Here is a 22,192-nt window from a genome sequence, read left to right as displayed (position 1 = left end):
ACGTGCTGTGAGAGGCGTGAATAGGTGAATATTATTGACTTTCCTTCCTGAAACCTTCGAAACGGGCTGATCGTGAATCGTCAATGGTGAATGAATGGTCAAACCGCATCAACCGATTCACTTATTCACTTATTGACTTATTGACCTTCTCCTTAATTCCCTCCTCCCCCTGAAATGCTCTCTTCATAGGTCATTACGCGATAACCGGAGCGGGGCAGATCAAATTTGGCAGCAGGTACCAATCCGAAATTGATGTTGGAGATGGTATAAGTAACCTTTGTCTTGCCCTGGGTAGCTTCATATTGCATCGCCAGCCCGGGAAGATTCTTGTTGAGGTATTGAAATTCCCTGTTAACGGGAATGAGGTCCCGGGTAAAATAAACCGTAAACGTGCTCCCATCTGTCAGTTTACCGATAGCTTTCTGACAGTTGTAACCAGCGATGGTCTTATATTCATTTTCGTAAGTAAAAGTCACGCCTTCATATTTCCGGTTAGACTGCTTCCAGTTGTCCGGGTTAAGGGTGATCATGTATTTCTGCTGACCATAGTCTTTTAATATGGTCACATTTCCCGATTTACCATCCACGATCGTAGCGGTCGTACCGAGCGAACTGATCATTTCGGAACGGCTTGAGTTGCCTTTGAGGTAGATTACGCTGGTAGCTCCATCGAGCATATCGGCGGCTTTAGGGGCGGCATTGTCCGTATTGATTACAATATCATAAGACAATGTAGCTTCTGTCAGCTTTTTTTGAGCCGCTGCCGGAAGGTTCCACACTCCCACACCCATCAACAATATCAGGATTATTTTTTTCATACCGGATATCTCCGTTTTTTCTATCTGAATGACGAGACAATATAGGGAATAAGTTGCAAAAAGCCAGACGCACATTGCCAGGCAATGTGCGTCTATGTGAAAATGTGCCCGTAGTACGGGATGTGTAAATGTGAAAATGCTTCTCAATTTCCACATTTACACACTTTCACATTTACATATTATCTCTTCTTGTTCTTATCCTGCATTTCCTTAATCTTCTTCTGCTGTTCCTGCATCGCTTCCAGCCGCTCCTGCCATTTTGATTTGGTTTTTGGCTTTTTGCGGTTCTCGTCGATTTTAGCCAGGATCTTGTTGTGATCGATAATATAGTTCTGAATCACAAACTGCAGCGCCAGCGTAATAAGGTTGGATACCGTGTAGTACCAGGTAAGCGCCGAAGGAAGGCGGTTGAAGATGAACAACAGGAATACGGGGAAAATATAAGGCATCCACTTCATCAGCGGATTGCTCTGATCAGCCGCCATGCTCATGCTGTAGATGGAGATCAGCAAGCTGGTGAGCACCGCCGTGATGGTAAACAGGCTCAGGTGATCACCAAGCAATGGAATATTAACACCAAAACGAATGGGCGCATCGAATGCAGAAAGGTCTTGTGACCAGAGGAAGTCTGCACCCCGCAGATCCACGCTCGAGTTAAAGAAGCTATACAAGGCAAAGAAGATCGGGATTTGTAACAGTGCCGGAACACAGCCACCGAACGGACTAACGCCTGCTTCTTTGAATAATTTCATTTGCTCAATACCCATCTGCTGCTGGTCGCCGCCGGTTTTTTCACGCAGTTTGGCAATTTCCGGACGCAATGCTTTCATTTTTGCACCGCTGAGATAACTTTTGTAAGACAGCGGAGAAATCAGCAGGCGGATAAACAGTGTCAGCAGGGCGATTACAATACCAAAGCTTCCTACGAAACTTTTAATACCATCCCAAACGGGCAATACAATGTATCGGTTCAACGGACGCACAAACGCATACATGCCTTGTCCGAGGTTGACCATCTTGCTCAGTTTGATATCGTATTTCTGCAACATCTTGAAGTCCGAAGGACCATAGAACAGTTGCATCGCGATGTTGGCCTGGTTTGCGGCAGGTACTTTCAACTTCATCAGTGAAGTAGCTTCTACCACTGTTTTGCTGGCATCCGGGGGAACAGTCCATTCCATTGTTCCGGAAGTAAAATTGTCTTTCGCGATCAGGAAGGTGTTGAAGAAACGCTGACGGATACCGAGCCAATGTACGGGACCATCGTCGAACTTCAGGTCACTTCTGCGGCCGATGGTGTGGTAATCGAATTCGCCATTCTCCACATAACCGATCTGTGTATTCTCTTTTTCAAATGAAAGAGAGGACTCCTGCTGCGCTGCAGCATATTTCCAGGTGAGGTTCAGGTCACCATTTTCCAGCAACGTAGACGGGCTTTGCATGATCACATTAAAGTCGATCATGTAGTCGTCTTTGCGGATGGTATACTGGTGAGTGATGTAAGCGATTTTAGAAGTAGTGTCACCGCCGATGAGATCGAACGATACTACCTGTGAGCCGTCGGGTTTGCTTTCCACACGCGGAGCGGCAAAGTACAGGTCGGCCGTGCTTGCAGACTGACCGGGAGCGGTATTGATCTTGTAAGCTATCTGATTGAAGGTAGAAGCGGCCAGTTTTACATTGCCACTATCCTTGTCTTTAAAATGCTTCAATTCAATAGAACGCGGTTGCGCACCCTTGGTGGTGAAGGTGACCGTAAACAGATCGTTGGATACAGGGAACAGGCTGTCGGCTTGTTCACCGCCGGCTGCGGCACTGAAAATACCGGCTTTATTCAAACGGCCTATTGAGTCGGCAATCGCCTGCTGGCGGCGCAGGGAAGCCGTATCGACCGGATTTTTCAACGCATCCAGTGAATCGGCTTTAATTTTCTGGGCCAATTCAATGGAATCCTTGTGTTGTTTGTCGCGCAAGGCAGCCTGCTGATTCTTATTGCTGATGTAGAAAAATGCAATGAACAGCACGGCTAGCAGTGAAAAGCCGATAATGGTATTACGATCAAATTTCATCGTTCGTGGAAAATTTTAAAGACCGCAAAGATAGGGACTTTGCGGGTAAGGGCGCAAGGTGTTTATCCGGTCGTTGACCGGTTAAAAAGCACCGTTTACCGAATCGGATCAGAGTACTTCGCTGCTTTGCAACTGCGTCTTTTTGATTTCGCTTATTTTTTCAGCGCGTTCTTTGGCAGCGCGGATAAAACGTACGAAAACGGGCTGCGGACTTTCCACCGTACTCTTGAGTTCAGGGTGGTATTGCACGCCAATGAAGAAAGGGTGACCGGGCAGTTCAACAATTTCCACGAGACCAGTATCCGGGTTCTTGCCGCTGGCGATCATGCCGGCCTGCTCAAACTGGTCGAGGTATTTGTTGTTGAATTCCCAGCGGTGACGATGACGCTCGCTGATCGGCGTTTTGCCGTAGATATTGTAGGCCAGTGAACCAGGTTTGAGGTCGCAGGGATAAGCCCCCAGGCGCATGGTACCACCTTTGGCGGTTACTTTCTTTTGTTCTTCCATCAGGTCAATTACAGGCTCGCGTGTTTCCGGATCCATTTCTGTGGAATGGGCATCCTTCAGGTTAAGCACGTTGCGGGCAAATTCAATCACCGCCATTTGCATACCCAGGCAGATGCCAAAGAACGGCAGTCCTTTTTCGCGGGCATATTTCACGGCAGTGATTTTTCCTTCCACCCCACGCAATCCGAAACCGGGCGCAACCAGCAGGCCATCGAGACCATCCAGTTTCTCGCCTACATTTTCCGGGGTGATATATTCACTGTGTACGTTCACGATCTGCACCTGGCATTCGTTAACCGCGCCTGCATGCACAAATGACTCAAGGATCGATTTATAAGCATCCTGTAGTTCCAGGTATTTACCGATCAGACCGATGGTCACTTTTGATTTGGGGTATTTCAGTTTGTCGAGAAACTCTTTCCAGCGGGAAAGTTCCGGCTCTGCATATTCAGCGATACCGAATTTCTTCAGACAGATCACGTCGAGTTTTTCGCGCATCATGGTCAGCGGCACTTCATAAATCGTAGGCGCATCGGCCGCTTCAATTACTGCTTCCTGCTTTACATTGCAGAACAGCGCAATCTTTCTGCGGAGTTCGGGTGTAAGCGGACGCTCGGTACGGCATACGATGATATCCGGGTGCACGCCTTCCTGGCTGAGCATACGCACGCTGTGTTGCGTGGGTTTTGTTTTGAGCTCCTTCGCTGCTTTCAGGTAAGGAATGAGGGTGAGATGTACTACCACGGTGTCTTCTTCGGGCAGTTCCCACTGCAATTGTCTTACAGCTTCCACAAAAGGAAGGCTTTCAATATCGCCTACGGTACCGCCGATTTCGGTGATTACAATATCATAGTCGCCATTCTGCCCCAGGTGCAGCATACGGCGTTTGATCTCGTCTGTAATATGCGGCACTACCTGCACGGTTTTTCCCAGGTAAGCTCCTTCTCTTTCTTTATTGATGACGGTCTGGTAAATGCGACCGGTGGTAACGTTGTTGGACTGTGTGGTGAAGAGGTTGAGAAAGCGTTCGTAGTGGCCAAGGTCGAGGTCGGTTTCTGCACCATCTTCGGTTACATAACATTCACCATGTTCATAAGGATTCAACGTGCCGGGGTCTACATTGATATAAGGGTCCAATTTCTGGATAGTCACGCGCAGCCCGCGTGCCTGAAGCAGTTTGGCCAGCGATGCTGCAATAATCCCTTTACCCAATGAAGAAGTAACCCCGCCGGTTACAAAAATATACTTAGCCATAAACGGTCATTTTATTCTTTGCAAATCCTTATCCTAAAAAACAGGCAAAAACCGGTCTGTTTTGAACGATGTTCAACTAAAAATCTTCTCAAAATGATCAAACTTGGAAAAAAGAGGCCCACCTGTTGCGACCAGGGGAAGAATAAGGAGTAATTCCCGGAGGTCATGCAAAGCTAAATTATATTCCCGTGCCAGCCAAAAAACAACCCCGGTGAGTTGTACACCGGGGCGTTTCTGAAGATTATTTAAATGCTATGTATTTGGATTCCACTTTAACTATTGCGCTGATAAACTTTTTGAATGCTGCATAATCCGAAGGAAGTATTTCATTTCTGACCATTTTCGCCTTACGGATAATGGTAAGCTGATCGGGTGCTTTTTTGATAAATTTAATGCTGTAGGTGCTGCCTCCGAAGCTGAGGTTCTGATCGGCAGGCAGTTCTGCCAGTTTTTTCCCTGCCGGAGCTTTGATATTCACGATCGTTTCATATTCGTCACATTGCTCATATGCCCAATATTGGAGGGCAAACTGCCGCTTGTCGATATTGAAATTATCCAGCGTGGCAATCACATCGGCAAAGGGCACTTTAACCATTTGCATTTCCCCCACTTCCGATATCTCGTCTTCCACCTGGAAAGTGCGTTGATAGCCTACGGAATCGGTTAGTTCCGTCAGATCCGTAAATTTGACCTCTTTCATTTTCAGGGTATTACGGAAACGTCCGCTGATACCCGATTCCATTTCCTCCCTTTGTTTCTCGTTGCCGAGTGTGCCATAAGAAGCTCTGATATCGCTTGTCAACGCGCCGGTCAGCACCACTTTTTCGTTAACGATCATATCGGCTCCGTCAAACGAAACATCGGTGGTCCTGCGCACTTTGTCGGGTGTGCGGTTCAGCGCCTCAACAGGTTTTAGCTGTGATACAATACCCTGGCCGCTTTTCGATGGTATCACCAGACACGAAGCGCCTGGCAGGTTGTAAGGCAGGCTGGCAAACGGCATGTCATTATCGGTGAGTTCTATATAGTAAGGTTTTCCGCCGGCCTGCAACAGCACGATACAGTGATTGAATTCCACACCGGGTAGATAAGTATCTTTTGTACCATTGTCGCGGGTATTGACCAATACCATATTCGCTTTCAGTCCGGCCATATCGGCCAGTGCTACAAAAAGACTCGACAAATCTTTACAGTCGCCGAGACGTGTGTTCAAAACGGTGCTGATCTTCTGTGGCGTAAATGCCGACTGCCGGAAGGGCACATGGCTGTAACGGATATTTTTTTCGATATAATTGTAGATCATACGCGCGCGCGTCAACTCGGGAATCTTTGCGTATGGTTGCGGAAATATTTCTTTAAAAACTTCCTGCAATTCATATTGTCCATCTGCAAATACGTGGCTGATGTCGCTGTACCATTCAGCCACCTGATTCCAGTCACGCAACGTGGATATATGAATCGTCGGTGCAGCATTCACCGATGCGGGCATATAAGGTTCTTCTTTCAATGGCGGCTGGTCTTTCAGTTCCCATACATACAGTGTAAAATCCCCTTTTTCGCTGATCTGCGGTTTCACCTCAGCGTGCGCCATTTTATGATCAAACTTTACATTTTTTTCAGCCAGTATGCTGTACCTCGCTTCGCTGCTGGGCTGGAATGCGCCAAGGCAATAACTGTCCCAGAATTCGCGGCCCAGCCGGCCACGGGAGAAGTCTTGTGTACGGTAGCGCACATATATTGCATCTCCTTTCTGCAGAGAGGTGAATACAACCTGGTTACCGTTTGTTTCTGCGGCCTGTTTGCTTCCGTTTTTCTTGATCACTTCCGCTTTTTCAATCTGGAAATTCTGCGTGTTGTCATTATATGAAAGGTCAATTTCTTTCCAGTTGTCGATGCCCTTGTCTGTATGGATGCGGATAATCAGCGTGGTGTATTGTTCCACCGCCCCGTCGCCGTAAAGAATAGTTTGTTTTTCATCGAGCAGGTAAGAAAAATTATAATCGGTCGACAACTCGTTTTTTTCCGATTTCCTGATTATTTCATAAGGGTCATATTTGGGAAAATAACCTGTCAGTTCCGGTTCTCCCCGAAGTGTGCGCAGTTTCTTGCGACTGTCGTATTGCTTAGCATCGTAGAACAAGGCCTGCCGGTAACCGGCGGCGGCATCGTCTTTTTTGCCCATTTGCTCCAATACAACGGCTTTATTACTCCAATGCACCGCGTTGTAAGGACTTAACTTCAATGCGGTTTCTGCGTATTGCAGCGCTTTGTTATAATCCTGTTGTGAAAAATGGTAATCTACCAGATCGGTTACCAGCGCCGCTTCCGAAGGAAATCTTTCCAGCAGTTGGGCGAGCAGCTTCTCTCCTTTCTTCTTATCGCCTTGTTCGATATACTCTTCTGCCAGTGTCTTCGATATGCTATAATCAAAATTGTCTTTCAGAAATTTTTCATAGAGCTGTGCAGCGCCTTTCAAATCTTTGTTTGCATTTTTTTTGATAGCGTACATCATCTTTATGAACGATGTGTTTTGCGGATAGCGTTCATACGCTTTCTGCACCTGCGTTATCATCTCGTCATATTTCTCGCGTTTCCCCAGCAAACTGATGCGTTCGTTGATAAGGCTTTCGCTCTCGCCATATGCGGCGATCATTTCGTCCAGCAGCGCGCCTGCATCGTCGTACCTCTCTTCATTGATGGCTTCACGAAAGCGGAGGCTGCGGGCGAGGTAACAATCGGCATCATGTTCCTTGAACCATTCGGCCTCTCTCGATACCAGCGTGCGGTTATTTTCCCGGAGCAGTGATTGCGTCAATTCAAACCGCAGCAGTGCGTTGCCGGGATATTTCGCAATAATGTTTTCAATCAGGTGTCGTGCTTCAAAAGAACGTCCGTTTCGCAGGTATACTTGCGAAAGGAGCAGGTAGTTAACAATATTTGCGGGCTCCCTTTCGATTTTTTGTTTGAAATAAACTTCGGCGAAGTGCGGCACGCGCTCCGGCATGGCACCGGTTGCTTTTGTATAAGGTTGGTAGGATGCCTGCGCCTTGAGTCCTTTGACCGGTTGCATAGACATATCGGTAAAGCGGAGCAACCAGTTGCGGACCGAAAGCTGATTGACACCCAGTTGTACCAGTATCCGGTTGTAACCTTTTTGCAAGCGGCAGGGTACCCGGTAATAATCGAGTTCCGTTTCGTATTCACGCGGTTCAAATATTACCAGTTGATCGTTTACCCAAACTTTTACAGAGCCGGTAGAGCCAACATTGAGCATTACTTCCATATCCGCGGGAGCTTCGATAAATGATTGCCCGTAATAAAGCGCCCTTGATCCGGGAAAATGAGAATCGAGATTAATCCAGGCTCTTGCGGTGAGCACCGACGGAGTGAACCATTGAACGCGGGCATTGGTCAGCGATACAAAAGTTGCATCGGGCCTGGCATCTTCCAGCGGACCATGTGATTTGAACGAACCGGTACCGGCAAGGTTTTCAAATGGTCCGGTAAGTTGCCAGTCTCTCACCACTTCCATTTCGCGGAGTTCGCGATCGGATTGTTCAAACTGGTTTGCAAACAGATAATGCGTACTTTTTACATAATGACCTGCCACTTTCAGGGAAGGATGAAGCGACGGCGTTTTAAGCACATACTCCAGCATGTCCTGCTGCGCACGAACTCTCTTTTTTCCGTAAGGCCCGAGTACAGCGTTATTGAACCACAGCGCGTAGAGGTAAGCAGAGGGGTCTTTAAGTTTATCGGCTACCTGGTTACGGAAATCATCTCCCGTATTTTCCGTGCCATCAAAAGAATTTAAAAAAAGTAAAGTGAGGTAAGCGTCGGAGGCGGAGGCCGGATCCCTGAGTGCTTTTTCTAACAGAGAGCGGGCTGTTTTTCTGTCGTTGCGGTTGAGTGCCTTCCAGGCATCTTCATAATCTCCGGCTTTTGCTACTAAAGAGCAGGTGACTAACAAAAGGACGCAAAAAAAATTACGCATAGCGATAGTTGGTGGTTTGTGAATAAGAACGGCTTAAAGATCGGTGGTGTTTTTTTACAGGTCAGTCCCTGGCAATTTTTTTATAGCTGGCCACAACGCCCCGGATCAGCGAAGAGCTGAATCCCTGGTGTTCCATTTCATTGAGTCCTGCAATGGTGCAGCCTTTGGGGGTGGTTACCTTATCTATCTCGTGTTCAGGGTGTGTGCCTTTTTTCAATAAGAGTTCCGCGGCGCCTTTCACGGTTTGGGCGGCAATCAGCGAGGCGGTTGTGGCATCGAAACCAATTTCAATACCTCCCTGGATATTAGCACGGATATAACGCATGGCGAAGGCAGTGCCGCAGGCGGCAAGTACCGTAGCGGCTTCCATCAGTTTTTCATCGATGGTCACCACTTCGCCGAGGTTGCGGAAAAGATCATTTACATAACCGACCGTATCGGCATCGGCCTGACGGCTGCAGATACAGGTCATGCTTTCGCGGATGGCTATCGCCGTGTTGGGCATGGCACGGAAATACGGGAGCTTCTTACCTACCACTTCTTCCATTTCACTGATTAGCACACCCGTAACAACGGAGATGAGTATTTTTTTTGAAGTAAGTTCCTTTTTAATACCTCCTAATACTTCGGCCACCTGGAAAGGTTTTACGGCCAGAATGATTACTTCGGATTCGCGCACGGCGGCCTGGTTGTCAGAAGTTACCTGCACCCCGGCTTTCTTGAGCCCCTGCAAGGTGGACGTATTACGTTTGGTTACAGTAATTTCCGAGGGTTTGCTGAATTTTCCGTGCAACAATCCTTCGGCGATAGCTGATCCGAGGTTTCCTCCGCCAATGATGGCAATCTTTTTTCCCATAATGCCTAAAGGTAATTAAGTTTTAAGTTATAGGTATTAGGTAGTAGGTAGTAAGTGGGTTATTGACTCATTCACCATTCACTATTCACTATTCACTATTCACTATTCACTATTCACTATTGACAAAAACCAAAATCCTTCCCGCTTCGTATGTAGGAGAACAAATAACCTAAAATCATAGTTATGACAAAAAATCTGCGTTTGCTCGCCCCCGGTATGATGGCTCTGCTCATGGTTGCCTGTAACAATGAGGCGGACAATACCGTAAAAACTGATGACACCGCTACCAAAAACACACAAATGGAACCCGCCCCAATGCCCGAAGAAAAAGGTGTAATGGTTGGCGGCGCCAACATGGTTCCTTCAAAAGACATCGTTGATAATGCCATGAACTCTGCTGATCACACCACATTAGTGGCAGCCGTTAAAGCAGCAGGATTGGTTGAAACATTAAAGGGAGCAGGCCCCTTCACTGTATTTGCTCCCACCAATGAAGCATTTGGAAAACTCCCCGCCGGCACCGTTGATAACCTGTTGAAACCCGAAAACAAAGCAAAACTGAGCAACGTACTGACCTATCACGTCGTTCCCGGTTCTTACAAATCCACCGATTTGAAAGACGGTCAAAAGCTGAAAACAGTACAGGGCGAAGAACTGACCATCTGGTACAAGGACGGCAAATGGGCTGTTTCTGATGCCAAAGGTGGAAAGGCCAACATCACTATCGCCGATGTTATTTCCAGCAATGGCGTAACGTATGTAATCGACGGCGTAATGATGCCGAAAAAGTAAAGAATTTGTGGTCGTGCATAATGCAAAGAGTCCGCTCAGGCGGACTCTTTCTTTTTTATTTTACCTGCTATTTTTATCAAAGTGCTCCCAGCGCACCCGCAGCATCTTCTTTGCGCAACTGGTTGCCGATAGCCGTATCATATCTGTCTTTCCAACTGGTGATCGTTCCCCAGAATTCTCCGTCGATCAACACATCACCGGAGGTAACCACACCGATTTTTTCTGCACTGAATCCCTGCAGGGCTTTTTCAAATGCAGGTACCTGTCCCAGTGCCACGCTCACGACTACCCGGCTCTGTCCTTCCCCAAACAACCATGCATCTTTGCGCAGCGAATCCGGAGAAAGTGCCGAAAAGCCCAGCCCATTGGAGAAACCACTTTCACAAAGCGTCACAAACAATCCTCCTTCCGCTACGTCGTGCGCAGAACGAACGAGATCCTGATCGATTAACGCCGCCAGTTTTTGCTGAAGCGCCGCTTCTTCTTCCAGTTCGAAATGTGGCGCAGGTGAATGCGTTACGCCGTGCACGTTATGCAGGTACTCCGAGCAACCCAGGTCATTGGTGCTGCGGCCAAGCAGGAACAACACATCTCCTTCTTCTTTGAAGTCGAGCGTCATCTTTCGGCTGATGTCTTCCAGCAGACCTACCATACCGATTGTTGGCGTCGGGTTAACAGGACCATCCGGGTTCTGGTTATAGAAACTTACGTTACCGCCGGTTACCGGCGTGTCGAAACGACGGCAGGCCTCTCCCATTCCCTTGATGGCATTCACGAATTGATAATATACTTCAGGATCATAAGGGTTGCCAAAGTTGAGACAGTTGGTTACCCCGAGCGGCTGACCACCACTGCAGACAATATTACGTGCGGCTTCACTTACCGCGATCATCGCACCTTTATAAGGATCGGCATACACATAACGGCTATTGCAATCTGTGGTAATGGCGATACCTTTCTTTGTGCCTTTAACAGCAACAACTGCCGCATCGGAAGGAGCATTGGTGGAGGTATTGACCGTACCAACCATGCTGTCGTATTGCTGATAGATCCAGCGCTTGCTCGCGATGGACGGCAGGCTGATAAGCTGTTCTGCCACTACCCGCAGGTCTGCCGGCACCGGTACGGTTTCCTGTTTGAATGCAGCAATTTTCTGGAAATACGCCGGCTCCCTGTATTCGCGGTCATACTGCGGAGCACCACCACCCAGCACCAGGTCCTGTGCCGGAAGTTCGGCTTCCAGTTCACCATTCATATAAAACTTCAACAGCCCGTCGTCGGTTACTTCGCCGATAACGGAGCAGGGAAGATCCCATTTTTCAAATACCTCTTGTACTTCTGCTTCGCGGCCTTTGTGTGCCACGAGCAACATGCGCTCCTGGCTTTCGCTCAACAGCAGTTCCCATGTTTTCATGTTGGGTTGGCGCGTAGGTACTTTATCCAGATCGATGCGCATGCCGGCATTTCCCTTTGCACTCATCTCTGCGGTGGAGCAGATGATACCTGCAGCACCCATGTCCTGCATGCCTACCACGGCGCCGGTGCGGATCACTTCCAGGCAGGCTTCGAGCAATTTCTTTTCCTGGAAAGGATCACCTACCTGCACGGCGGGTAATTCCTGCACGCTTTCGGCAGTGATGTCGGCCGATGCGAACGACGCACCGCCTATACCATCTTTACCTGTCGCGCTGCCCACAAACATCACGGGATTGCCGGCACCTTCAGCTATTGCCGACACGGTCTGACCGGCTTCCACCGTGCCTACGCTCATCGCGTTTACCAGCGGGTTGGTATGATAACAACGATCGAAATATATTTCACCACCAACTGTAGGTACACCGAAGCAGTTGCCGTAATGACCGATGCCGTGTACTACCCCTGCAAGAAGGTGACGTGTTTTTTCCTCTTCGAGTTTGCCGAAACGAAGTGAATTGAGGGCTGCAATCGGACGTGCGCCCATGGTAAAAATATCGCGGTGGATACCACCGACGCCGGTTGCCGCGCCCTGGAAAGGCTCAATGGCAGAAGGGTGGTTATGCGATTCTATTTTAAATACAACGCCTAGGTTGTCTCCGATATCCATCAGACCGGCATTCTCCTCGCCTGCTTTTACCAGCATGCGACCGCCTTCGCGCGGAAGCGTCTTAAGCCATTTAATGGAGTTCTTATAACTGCAATGCTCGCTCCACATACCGGAGAAAGCGCAGAGCTCATTAAAATTCGGCGTGCGGCCAAGTTTTTGTTTGATAAGCTCAAATTCTTCTTCGGTTAACCGGAGTTGCTGTGCCGTTTTTACTGTTACGTCCATGAATGATTGATATTAGGAGTGAATGCCAAGGTGTAAGACGGCGCAAAAGTACAACGGATCGGGCCATTTGAAAGAATCCGTTATCCACTTTTTTCCCGATAATAATCTCTATTTTGCGCGCACTAAAATCAATCATTGGAGAATCTTCTATTTGCTGCGTACCTGGTATTATTTGCCTGGCTGGTAACTGCCGTACGTTTTTTCCGCGGTTCCGGCCTCAGCAATCCGCAGTTGGTAATCCTGTTGCTGCTCAAAGTAATGACAGGCATTTTCTACGGGTGGATGGGTATTTATTATGGGGACACGGCGCAAATGCTCGATACCTGGGCACACCACCGGAACGGCTTGCTCGAATACGAGATACTGAAGACCAACCCGCATGAATATTTCACCAATCTCTTCCGCGATCCCTACCACGGCAGTGGTGTGGACAGCTTTTTCGGTTCTGCCGATTCGTACTGGAATGACCTGAAGGGAAATGTGTTTGCCAAAATCCTTTCTCTTTTCGACATCTTCAGCTTTGGTAATTATTATATCAATGTCATTTTCTATTCTTTCCTCACCTTGTTTGGACCTATTGCCATTTACCGCGTAATGATGGATGTATTTCCCAAACAAAAAACCGCGGTGATGATCGGCAGCTTTCTTTTACCGTCCTTTCTTTACTGGTCGAGCGGTATCCATAAAGAAGGTGCCATTGCGCTGGGCATCGGACTGGTGGTGTATCATTTTTACTTCGGGCTGCGCGATAACCGGTGGGGCGCCGGCCGTATACTAACGATACTGCTGGGCTTACTGCTGCTGCTCACACTACGCAATTTTGTGCTGGCGATCCTGCTGCCTGCACTGGCAGCCTGGTGGCTTGCGTCGCGCAGGCCGAAACGCGCATGGCTTGTGTTCGTTACTTTTTACAGCGTATGCATGGTATTGTTCTTCACGATGCGTTATGTAGATGCGCGGCTCGATTTTCCGCAGGCGGTGGTGGACAAACAGGCAGCCTTTCTTGCTTTGAAGGGAAGTACCTCCATCGATACACGCATACTGGAACCCAATCCCTGGAGTTTTATCATTAATATACCGCAGGCGATCTTCCTGTCGGCCATGCGGCCGTTGCCGACCGATGCCAATCACATCCTGTCGATGGCAGCCGCCGCAGAGATCACACTCTTGTGGCTGCTGGTACTGCTGCTGATCGCTTTTCCGGTAGCCGGTCTGCGGATGAACAGCTTTTTGTGGTTCACCGTGTTTTTTTCAGGTACATTATTATTAGCAATCGGCTTCAGTGTAAATAACCTTGGCGCCATTGTACGGTACAGGAGTATTCTGTTTCCGCTGATGGTAACGCCCATACTTGCAGGCATCGATTGGAGCAGGCTGAATGAATGGACAGGGAAAAATATTAAAAAATAAAATATATTAAGTTTTTCAACACAAACGGTCGTTTTAAATGCATTTGATCGGATATTTTTGGCAGATTTTATTGATTTTTCACTAAAATTCAGGCCTAGCCTCAAAAAAAATTGGCTTATTGTCTTAATTGTGTTTGTTTTGTAAAAAACACAATACACATATGTCACTTCGCTTTAATGCTATCGCCAACATCTCTACTGCTCCGGAGACGAAGGTGGAAGGATCGAGCAAGATCACAGCCATTTTCGGGAGCAACGTTTTTACCCTTAAGACAGCCCGCGAGTTTCTGAGCGACGAGGCATACAAGAGCCTGCTGGCTTCGATCAAGGCAAGCCAGAAGATCGACCGCGCTATGGCCAACCAGATTGCCAACGGCGTACGTGCCTGGGCCGAAAGCAAAGGTGTTACACACTTTACGCATTGGTTTCAGCCACTCACCGGCACCACGGCAGAAAAGCACGACTCATTCTTTACCTTGAAAAGCGATGGCACTCCGATCGAACAATTTGAAGGAGATGCACTGATCCAACAGGAGCCTGACGCTTCTTCCTTCCCCAATGGTGGCCTGCGCGCTACTTTTGAAGCCCGCGGTTACACGGCCTGGGACCCTTCGTCACCGGCGTTTATCATGGACATCGGCCAGGGCAAGACGCTTTGCATTCCGACCATTTTCATTTCTTATACAGGAGAATCCCTCGACTATAAAGCACCATTGCTGAAAGCACTGGAAGCGTTGAACCGCGCTGCAGTAGATGTATGTAATTATTTCGATAAAAATGTGACCAAAGTAACTGCCACCCTCGGTTGGGAACAGGAATACTTCATGGTGGACGAAGCCTTGTTCAATGCACGCCCCGACCTCGTATTGTGTGGCCGTACTGTATACGGACACAACTCAGCGCGCAACCAGCAACTGGAAGACCATTACTTTGGCTCTATTCCCGAGCGCGTATATGCTTACATGCGCGATTTTGAAACCGAATCTTACAAGCTTGGCATTCCGCTGCGCACACGTCACAACGAGGTAGCCCCCGCACAGTTTGAGTGCGCGCCTATCTTCGAAGAAGTAAGCGTGGCCGTGGACCACAACTCACTGCTGATGGACGTGATGGACCGCGTAGCGCGCCGTCACCACCTGCGTGTGCTGGTACATGAAAAACCATTCGCCGGCGTAAACGGCAGCGGCAAGCATAACAACTGGAGCATGGCCACCGACACCGGTGTTAACCTGCTGGCTCCGGGCAAAACTCCGAAGACCAACCTCATGTTCCTTACCTTCTTCGTGAATGCGATCAAGGCAGTACATGACTACTCCGATATTCTCCGTGCCTCCATCGCTTCTGCACCAAACGATCACCGTCTCGGTGCCAACGAAGCGCCTCCTGCCATCATCTCCGTATTCATCGGCCAATACCTCTTCAAAGTACTCAACGATGTAAAAGAGCGTGTAGGTGATAAATTCGACGAGCAGGATGAGAGCATGCTGAAGATCGATATCCACAAGAGCATTCCTGAACTGCTGATGGATAACACCGACCGTAACCGTACATCACCATTTGCATTCACCGGTAACAAATTCGAATTGCGTGCTGTAGGTTCTTCTGCCAACTGTGCCAACCCGATGACCGTACTCAATACGATCATGGCCGAAACGCTTCGTCAATTCAAGAAAGACGTTGATGCGCTGATCGAGAAAGGTGATAAAAAAGAAATCGCGATCATGCACGTGATCCGCGAGTACATCGTAGCCAGCGAAAAAATATTGTTTGAAGGCGACGGCTATAGCGAAAACTGGGCGAAGGAAGCCGAAAGAAGAGGACTGCCCAACGTTAAAACAACTCCGCTCGCACTGGATGCCATGGTTACTGAAAAAGCCAAGCACCTGTTTGAAAGCAACAAAATCTATACACATGCCGAGTTGGAAGCCCGTCATGAGATTGAGTTGGAGAAATACATCAAGAAAGTGCAGATCGAAAGCCGCGTCATGGGCGAACTGGCTACCAGCCACATACTGCCGCCAGCCATCCGTTACCAAACCCTGCTGGTGAAAAACATCAATGGCCTCAAAGCTGCAGGTTTGTCCGAATCCGCTTACAGCAACCAGGTGCAAATCCTGAACAAGATCTCCGAGCACATCAACAAAGCCAGCGACCTGGTGGAGAAGATGATTGAAGCCCGTAAGATCTGTAACGCCATGGAAGACACCCGCACAAAGGCTATTGCTTACCAAAGCCAGGTGAAGGACGCTTTCTTCGATGAGATCCGCTATCATGTGGATAAGCTCGAATTACTGGTAGATGACCGCGAGTGGTATCTGCCGAAGTACCGCGAGTTGCTGTTCCTGCGCTGATAGTCAGGATAATAAATTACGAAACCCCGCCATTGAGCGGGGTTTTTTATTGGAAAATACCCATATATGCGTTTTCTTTAATCTAATTAAAATTTTAAATAATATCAATTTTGTTTTGGCATTTGTTGAATTTTTTACACATTTTTAGGCAATTTTATCAAAACTAACAGGCGTTAATAGCACAATAGTTTAAATTCATAATGTTATTTTAATATTATACATATTTATTATTTAAAAAAAAGCACTATGCCCAAACTAAGCATCAAGCAAATCGCCCCCTTCCTGGTGTTGACGGTGGTGGCCGTGGCCGCCATCTTCGTTACGCCCGGAACCGCCTTTGATCCTTCCTCGGTTGTTGAAAACGGAGCTCCCAAGTACACTTACGACAGCGGTGACATTGCCTGGATGCTTGTGTCCTGCGCGTTCGTATTCCTGATGACCCCCGCCCTGGCTTTTTTCTACGGTGGCATGGTCGGTCGCAAGAACGTTTTATCAACCATGATCAAAAGCACCGTGTCGGCGGGTATCATTTCTGTGCTGTGGGTAGTAGTTCAGTTCAGCCTTTGCTTCGGCAAATCGATCAATGGCATTATCGGTGATCCTTCCACATTCTTTTTCTTTAAGAATGTAATGAACGGGGAGCCCTGGCCACTGGCGTCTACTATTCCCCTCCCGCTGTTTGCTTTTTTCCAGCTGATGTTTGCCATTATTACTCCCGGTCTCGTAGTAGGTGCTGTAGCCGAACGTATCCGCTTCAGTTCTTACACCCTGTTCATTGTACTTTTCGGCGTATTGGTTTATGCTCCGCTTGCACACATGGCCTGGCACCCTGAAGGCCTGATGTTCCAATGGGGCGTACAGGATTTTGCCGGCGGTACAGTTGTGCATATTTCTGCGGGCATGGCCGCCCTCGCAGGCGCCCTGGTACTCAAACCCCGCAAAAACAAGACAGCCAGTTCTCCTGCCAACATTCCCTATGTGCTCATCGGCACCGGCCTGCTCTGGTTTGGCTGGTTTGGTTTCAATGCCGGTAGTGCTGTCGGGGCCGGTTCACTGGCCGTGTATGCTTTTGCCACTACCAATACCGCTGCGGCCGCTGCCGGCCTCGCCTGGATGTTCTTCGATGTTGTCCGCGGTAAAAAACCTTCCGTGCTTGGCTTCTGCATCGGTGCGGTTGTAGGATTGGTAGCCATCACTCCCGCTGCCGGTTTTGTAGGCGTTCCACAAGCCATCTTCATAGGCTTTGTTGCCGCTATCGTTTCCAATTACGTAGCAGAAATACTCAAACACAGAACAAAACTCGATGACCCGCTGGACGTATTTGCCTGCCACGGTCTCGGAGGCATGACTGGTATGCTGCTGACAGGCGTATTCAGTATGACCGCCCCCGGCGAGTCTGCGTTGTTCAAATCACAATTCCCCATTCAACTCGTAGGCATGGTCGTGGCCGTCAGCTACAGCTTCATCGTTTCCTTTATTCTCTTTAAAGTGATCAACTGGGTGATGCCGATGCGCGTAAGCGAACAGGAAGAAGAGTCCGGCCTCGATGCTTCACAACATGACGAAAAATATTTCCAGGGACATCTTATTGTCAACGGCACCAACGGTTCGCTGACAGTTACCGAAACAATACATAAGGAAATAGAGATCGTGAAAGAATAAGACGGCAAAGCATTTTGCCTGTTGCAAAAAAAGGTACAGCACATTGGACTTCTGACACAAGTCCGTGCTGTACCCATTTCTAATAAAAAAAACCAACCACAATGTTAAGAAAAAAAATTTTAGCATCGGTCATCCTCATGCCCTTTACGGCAGCTATGGCACAAGACTCAACAGTTGTAGAAGAAAAGAAATCCCCACTTACTTTTTCCGGTTCGGTCGATGGCTATTACAAATATGATTTTGCAAAAACAGCCGCCAACAGCTTCACCAGTTTCACCGGCAAACATAATTCGTTTGCATTGGGAATGGGAAGCATCAAAGCCACCTACGAAGGCGATAAGATCGGTGCAGTCGTTGATCTTGGTTTTGGTCCGCGTGCAAAAGAGTTTGCTTATACCGATGATGGAATCACTGCAGCGATCAAACAACTTTATGTAACGTATACTCCTGCAGAATGGCTGACGCTTTCATTGGGCACCTGGGGTACGCACGTGGGTTACGAAGTGCTGGATCCGCAGGTCAACCGCAACTACAGCATGTCGTATATGTTTACCAACGGACCTTTCGGTCATACCGGTTTTAAAGCGCAGGTAACAAAAGGTGCACATTCATTCATGGCAGGGATAGCCAACGCTACCGATTACCGTGTGGTACCGGAGGATCAGATCAACAAAAAATTTGCGCTTGCGCAATACGCTTATGCCGGCGACAAAGTGAGCGTGTACCTGAACTATGTAGGCGGTAAAGCTCCCGACACAACCAAGAGCAACCAGGTCGATGCCGTGGTCACCGCAAAATTCAGCGACAAATTCTCCATCGGTTACAACGGCACCGTTGCGTTTGTAAACGGTTGGGATGGTGTAAAGAATACCAGTTCCAAAAGCTGGTGGGGTTCGGCGCTTTACCTGAATGTAGATCCGAAACCATGGTTTGGGCTCACCCTTCGCGGCGAATATTTCAATGACGACAACCAATTGAAAACGTTCTCCGGCGCTGCCGCGGGCGGCAACATATTCGCCACTACCCTGTCGGCCAATTTCAAAGTGAGCTCGCTTACGCTGATCCCCGAGATCCGTTTCGATAACGCCAGTGAAGATATTTTTACCGACAAAAATGGCGCAGGCACCAAATCTGCCACCAGTGTTCTCGTAGCAGCCGTGTTGTCATTTTAAAAAAAATAGCCAACTGCTTTAGATTTATTTCAACTCCTGCCCGGAATGATTGTCATTTGACGATTGTTCCGGGCTTTTTGCGTGCATACGTTTTATCGACAAAAATCACTGTACGAACAAGCGTCAGTTTAAGCATTATCTTTGCCGCAGGTTTAGAAGAAGAACTGATTAGCACATTTTTTCAATTGCCTGCATATGAAGCTGTTTCTATTCGTACTGGTTACAGCGGCTTCTCTGCATACGCGAAGCCAGCCGTTGTTTCATCTTGCCGATATCAAAGAGGCCACTCCTGTCTCTGAAGACTCCGTTTTGTTTGCCCACCATGAAGCAGGTCACCCGCTTTACCGCGGCATTACGCGCAATGGCAAATTGCACGGTAGCTGGACAAGCTGGTATGCTTCCGGAAAGAAATGTGATGAAGGCCGCCTCGAAAAAGGCATTCCCGATGGTGAATGGAAAACTTGGTATGAGAATGGCCAGGTGCGCCACGTCCGCAACTATTCTTATGTGAAATGGTCGCGCATCAGGGAAGAACTCAGCAAACCAGTGAAGCATCCGTTATATCCGCTAACCAGACTGGCACGTACACGTTCGGGTGCCGAACTCCGCGGTCTGCATCCCGACAAATCATTTCAACGTTCGGCTACAGGTGCCACGCTCCGCGACATCGTTACCAGTAATATCACCAATCATATCGGCTACATACCAGTGTTTGCACAATGTGTGCTGCATGGACAATACCTCAACTATGCAGACAATGGTGCACTGCTGGATTCGGGTTATTATAAAAATGGCTTGCGCGACGGTATATGGGTCGAATGGTCAACGGACCGCACCGAGCGTGGCACGGGCGCTTATCATCACGGACAGCGTGATCGTGAATGGAAATACTATGACATCAATAACCGTCTTCTTTATATCGTTGTTTATAAGCAGGGGCAAAAGCAATTCAGAAAAGACTTTTCGTGAAAACCAACCCCTGAAGCTGCCGTCACGTTAACAAAAAAGCGACCTGTACAGGTCGCTTTTCTTTTATCATGCAGGAAACAATTATTGCAATTTGAATCCTTCGATGAATTTGGTATTAAAGTCGCCGCTGCGGAAACGTTCGTCCTGCATCAACTGCAGATGGAACGGAATAGTAGTCTTGACACCTTCGATTACATATTCGCTGAGTGCGCGGTACATGGTATCGATGGCTTCGTTGCGTGTGCGGGCAACCGTAATCAATTTGCCGATCATGGAGTCGTAGTATGGCGGGATCACATAACCTGCATACACGTGGCTGTCTACCCGTACACCGTGGCCACCTGGCTGGTGCAATGTGGTGATCTTGCCCGGTGAAGGTCTGAAATCGTTGTACGGATCTTCGGCATTGATACGGCATTCGATGGAATGCATCTGGGGAATATAATCGCTGCCGGAGATGCGCTCACCCATGGCGATCTTGATCTGTTCTTTGATAAGGTCGAAGTTGATCACTTCTTCTGTTACGCAGTGTTCTACCTGGATACGCGTGTTCATTTCCATGAAGTAGAAATTGCGGTGTTTGTCTACCAGGAATTCGACGGTGCCTACGCTTTCGTAATTGATAGCGGAAGCAGCCTTCTTGGCGGCATCCCCCATCCGTGCACGGAGTTCATCGGTCATGAAAGGAGAAGGAGACTCTTCAACGAGTTTCTGGTGACGGCGCTGGATAGAACAATCGCGTTCGCTGAGGTGACAAACGTTGCCGTATTGGTCGCCGGCTACCTGGATCTCGATGTGGCGGGGTTCCTCCACAAATTTTTCCATGTAGATACCGTCGTTCTTGAAGGCGGCACCGGCTTCCGCTTTTGCAGTATCGTAGGCTTTTTCCAGTTCACTTTCTTCCCATACGATGCGCATCCCTTTACCACCGCCACCGGCAGTAGCTTTGAGGATAATGGGGTACCCCATTTCGCGTGCAAGGCCACGGGCTTCTTCCACGCTTTGCAGCAGTCCTTCGCCACCGGGTACCACGGGTACGCCGGCTTTGATCATGGTATCTTTTGCGGTGATCTTGTCGCCCATTTTGCTGATCATGTCAGCCGTGGGCCCGATAAACTTGATGCCGTGTTGTTTGCAGATGCTGGCAAACTTTGCATTCTCGGCAAGGAAACCATAACCGGGATGTATGGCATCGGCGTTGGTGATTTCCACCGCGGCCATGATATGAGGAATATTGAGGTAAGAATCGCTTCCCTGTGGTTTGCCGATACAAACTGCTTCGTCGGCAAACTTAACATGCAGGCTGTCGCGATCAGCGGTAGAATAGACGGCCACCGTTTTGATACCCATTTCCCGGCAGGTACGAATGACGCGCAGGGCGATCTCACCACGGTTGGCAATCAATATCTTTTTGATCATAGTGTGTTGAATAAATAAAAAGATGAAATAGTAAATCGCTGTCTTGGTTGTTTAGCCTTGCTTTATCAAGCAGGTTCAACCAGGAACAGTGGCTGATCGTATTCCACCGGAGAGGCGTCGTCTACCAGCACTTTTACTACTTTACCGCTTATTTCGCTTTCGATTTCATTGAAGAGTTTCATGGCTTCGATGATGCACACTACTTTACCGGGTGTGATCTCGTCGCCGGGCTCAACGAATGAAGGTTTGTCGGGAGATGATTTGCGGTAGAATGTACCGATCATCGGGCTCTTGATTGTTACCAGGTTGGAAGCAGGTGCTTCGGCCTTGGGTTTTTCACTGGCAGGGGCGGCTCCTGTTACCGGCTGGCTCTGAGCGGCAGGCTGAGGTGCGTATACCGGAGCGGCCATCTGAGCCGGGGCAGCTACCACTTGCGTGATATTGTCTTCTTTCTGCCGGATAGTTACCTTGAAATCCTTCTGCTCGATGGTCACCTCACCGATATTTGATTTGTTGACCATTTTGATCAACTCCTGGATCTGTTTAAAGTCCATGTGTTTCAATTTAACAGGTATTTTATTTAAAGAAAAGGATGGCTAAGATAGGGGCAAT

General features: G+C 48.4%; 14 protein-coding genes. 6 read left to right on the top strand and 8 right to left on the bottom strand.

The genetic code is table 11. The annotated features are described in order from the left end of the window. Window positions 1-152 precede the first annotated feature (152 nt). The 5 genes from H608_RS0107625 to proC all read right to left on the bottom strand — a co-directional run bounded on the left by H608_RS0107625 (window position 153) and on the right by proC (window position 9,498). Window positions 153-818, bottom strand: a complete 666-nt coding sequence (locus H608_RS0107625) for a hypothetical protein (RefSeq protein WP_028787154.1) — start codon at window positions 816-818, stop codon at window positions 153-155. A gap of 179 nt (window positions 819-997) precedes the next feature. Further along, window positions 998-2,887: a membrane protein insertase YidC gene (gene yidC / locus H608_RS0107620; RefSeq protein WP_028787153.1), complete on the bottom strand. Its 1,890-nt coding sequence runs from the start codon at window positions 2,885-2,887 to the stop codon at window positions 998-1,000. Between the two features lie 108 nt (window positions 2,888-2,995). Further along, entirely contained in the window at window positions 2,996-4,648 is a 1,653-nt protein-coding gene (locus H608_RS0107615; RefSeq protein WP_028787152.1) for a CTP synthase, read from the bottom strand. Between the two features lie 241 nt (window positions 4,649-4,889). Then, complete coding sequence (locus H608_RS0107610) at window positions 4,890-8,642, bottom strand: DUF3857 domain-containing protein (RefSeq protein ID WP_081658823.1); 3,753 nt, start codon at window positions 8,640-8,642, stop codon at window positions 4,890-4,892. Between the two features lie 61 nt (window positions 8,643-8,703). Further along, window positions 8,704-9,498, bottom strand: a complete 795-nt coding sequence (gene proC / locus H608_RS0107605; RefSeq protein WP_028787150.1) for a pyrroline-5-carboxylate reductase — start codon at window positions 9,496-9,498, stop codon at window positions 8,704-8,706. Window positions 9,499-9,681: 183 nt separating this feature from the next. On the opposite strand from proC, the gene H608_RS0107600 reads away from it, so the two are divergent. Next, entirely contained in the window at window positions 9,682-10,290 is a 609-nt protein-coding gene (locus tag H608_RS0107600; protein WP_028787149.1) for a fasciclin domain-containing protein, read from the top strand. A 76-nt stretch (window positions 10,291-10,366) separates the two neighbouring features. Here H608_RS0107600 and purL read toward each other — a convergent pair whose 3' ends face one another. Further along, window positions 10,367-12,598 carry a phosphoribosylformylglycinamidine synthase subunit PurL gene (gene purL / locus H608_RS0107595; protein WP_028787148.1) on the bottom strand — a complete coding sequence of 744 codons (2,232 nt, stop codon included), beginning with the start codon at window positions 12,596-12,598 and terminating at the stop codon, window positions 10,367-10,369. A 135-nt stretch (window positions 12,599-12,733) separates the two neighbouring features. Here purL and H608_RS0107590 point away from each other — a divergent pair, with 135 nt between their 5' ends. From H608_RS0107590 to H608_RS0107570, 5 genes are all read left to right on the top strand, one after another. Continuing rightward, a complete protein-coding gene (locus H608_RS0107590) occupies window positions 12,734-14,008 on the top strand; it encodes a hypothetical protein (protein WP_028787147.1) in 1,275 nt (424 codons plus the stop codon). Between the two features lie 160 nt (window positions 14,009-14,168). After that, on the top strand, window positions 14,169-16,358 hold the full coding sequence (locus H608_RS0107585; RefSeq protein WP_028787146.1) for a glutamine synthetase III family protein: 2,190 nt from the start codon (window positions 14,169-14,171) through the stop codon (window positions 16,356-16,358). A gap of 246 nt (window positions 16,359-16,604) precedes the next feature. Then, window positions 16,605-18,020 carry an ammonium transporter gene (locus tag H608_RS0107580; RefSeq protein WP_028787145.1) on the top strand — a complete coding sequence of 472 codons (1,416 nt, stop codon included), beginning with the start codon at window positions 16,605-16,607 and terminating at the stop codon, window positions 18,018-18,020. A gap of 101 nt (window positions 18,021-18,121) precedes the next feature. Then, complete coding sequence (locus H608_RS0107575; RefSeq protein WP_028787144.1) at window positions 18,122-19,192, top strand: outer membrane beta-barrel protein; 1,071 nt, start codon at window positions 18,122-18,124, stop codon at window positions 19,190-19,192. 195 nt (window positions 19,193-19,387) lie between these two features. Continuing rightward, on the top strand, window positions 19,388-20,161 hold the full coding sequence (locus tag H608_RS0107570) for a toxin-antitoxin system YwqK family antitoxin (RefSeq protein WP_028787143.1): 774 nt from the start codon (window positions 19,388-19,390) through the stop codon (window positions 20,159-20,161). Window positions 20,162-20,242: 81 nt separating this feature from the next. On the opposite strand, the gene accC is transcribed toward H608_RS0107570, so the two are convergent. Further along, window positions 20,243-21,580: an acetyl-CoA carboxylase biotin carboxylase subunit gene (gene accC, locus H608_RS0107565; RefSeq protein ID WP_028787142.1), complete on the bottom strand. Its 1,338-nt coding sequence runs from the start codon at window positions 21,578-21,580 to the stop codon at window positions 20,243-20,245. Between the two features lie 65 nt (window positions 21,581-21,645). Next, window positions 21,646-22,134, bottom strand: coding sequence for an acetyl-CoA carboxylase biotin carboxyl carrier protein (gene accB / locus H608_RS0107560; RefSeq protein ID WP_028787141.1), 489 nt, complete (start codon window positions 22,132-22,134; stop codon window positions 21,646-21,648). Between the last annotated feature and the right edge of the window lie 58 nt (window positions 22,135-22,192).

The sequence above is a fragment of the Terrimonas ferruginea DSM 30193 genome (assembly GCF_000425585.1).
GTDB classification, from domain to species: domain Bacteria; phylum Bacteroidota; class Bacteroidia; order Chitinophagales; family Chitinophagaceae; genus Terrimonas; species Terrimonas ferruginea.
The sequence above is the reverse complement of the archived record's forward strand: the minus strand, read 5'-3'. Positions and strand labels throughout refer to the sequence as shown.

Excerpts from the sequence above, each read along its gene's own strand:
- H608_RS0107625 (WP_028787154.1), bottom strand. The coding sequence starts at position 818 with ATGAAAAAAATAATCCTGATATTGTTGATGGGTGTGGGAGTGTGGAAC.
- yidC (WP_028787153.1), bottom strand. The coding sequence starts at position 2,887 with ATGAAATTTGATCGTAATACCATTATCGGCTTTTCACTGCTAGCCGTG.
- H608_RS0107615 (WP_028787152.1), bottom strand. The coding sequence starts at position 4,648 with ATGGCTAAGTATATTTTTGTAACCGGCGGGGTTACTTCTTCATTGGGT.
- H608_RS0107610 (WP_081658823.1), bottom strand. The coding sequence starts at position 8,642 with ATGCGTAATTTTTTTTGCGTCCTTTTGTTAGTCACCTGCTCTTTAGTA.
- proC (WP_028787150.1), bottom strand. The coding sequence starts at position 9,498 with ATGGGAAAAAAGATTGCCATCATTGGCGGAGGAAACCTCGGATCAGCT.
- H608_RS0107600 (WP_028787149.1), top strand. The coding sequence starts at position 9,682 with ATGACAAAAAATCTGCGTTTGCTCGCCCCCGGTATGATGGCTCTGCTC.
- purL (WP_028787148.1), bottom strand. The coding sequence starts at position 12,598 with ATGGACGTAACAGTAAAAACGGCACAGCAACTCCGGTTAACCGAAGAA.
- H608_RS0107585 (WP_028787146.1), top strand. The coding sequence starts at position 14,169 with ATGTCACTTCGCTTTAATGCTATCGCCAACATCTCTACTGCTCCGGAG.
- H608_RS0107580 (WP_028787145.1), top strand. The coding sequence starts at position 16,605 with ATGCCCAAACTAAGCATCAAGCAAATCGCCCCCTTCCTGGTGTTGACG.
- H608_RS0107575 (WP_028787144.1), top strand. The coding sequence starts at position 18,122 with ATGTTAAGAAAAAAAATTTTAGCATCGGTCATCCTCATGCCCTTTACG.
- H608_RS0107570 (WP_028787143.1), top strand. The coding sequence starts at position 19,388 with ATGAAGCTGTTTCTATTCGTACTGGTTACAGCGGCTTCTCTGCATACG.
- accC (WP_028787142.1), bottom strand. The coding sequence starts at position 21,580 with ATGATCAAAAAGATATTGATTGCCAACCGTGGTGAGATCGCCCTGCGC.
- accB (WP_028787141.1), bottom strand. The coding sequence starts at position 22,134 with ATGGACTTTAAACAGATCCAGGAGTTGATCAAAATGGTCAACAAATCA.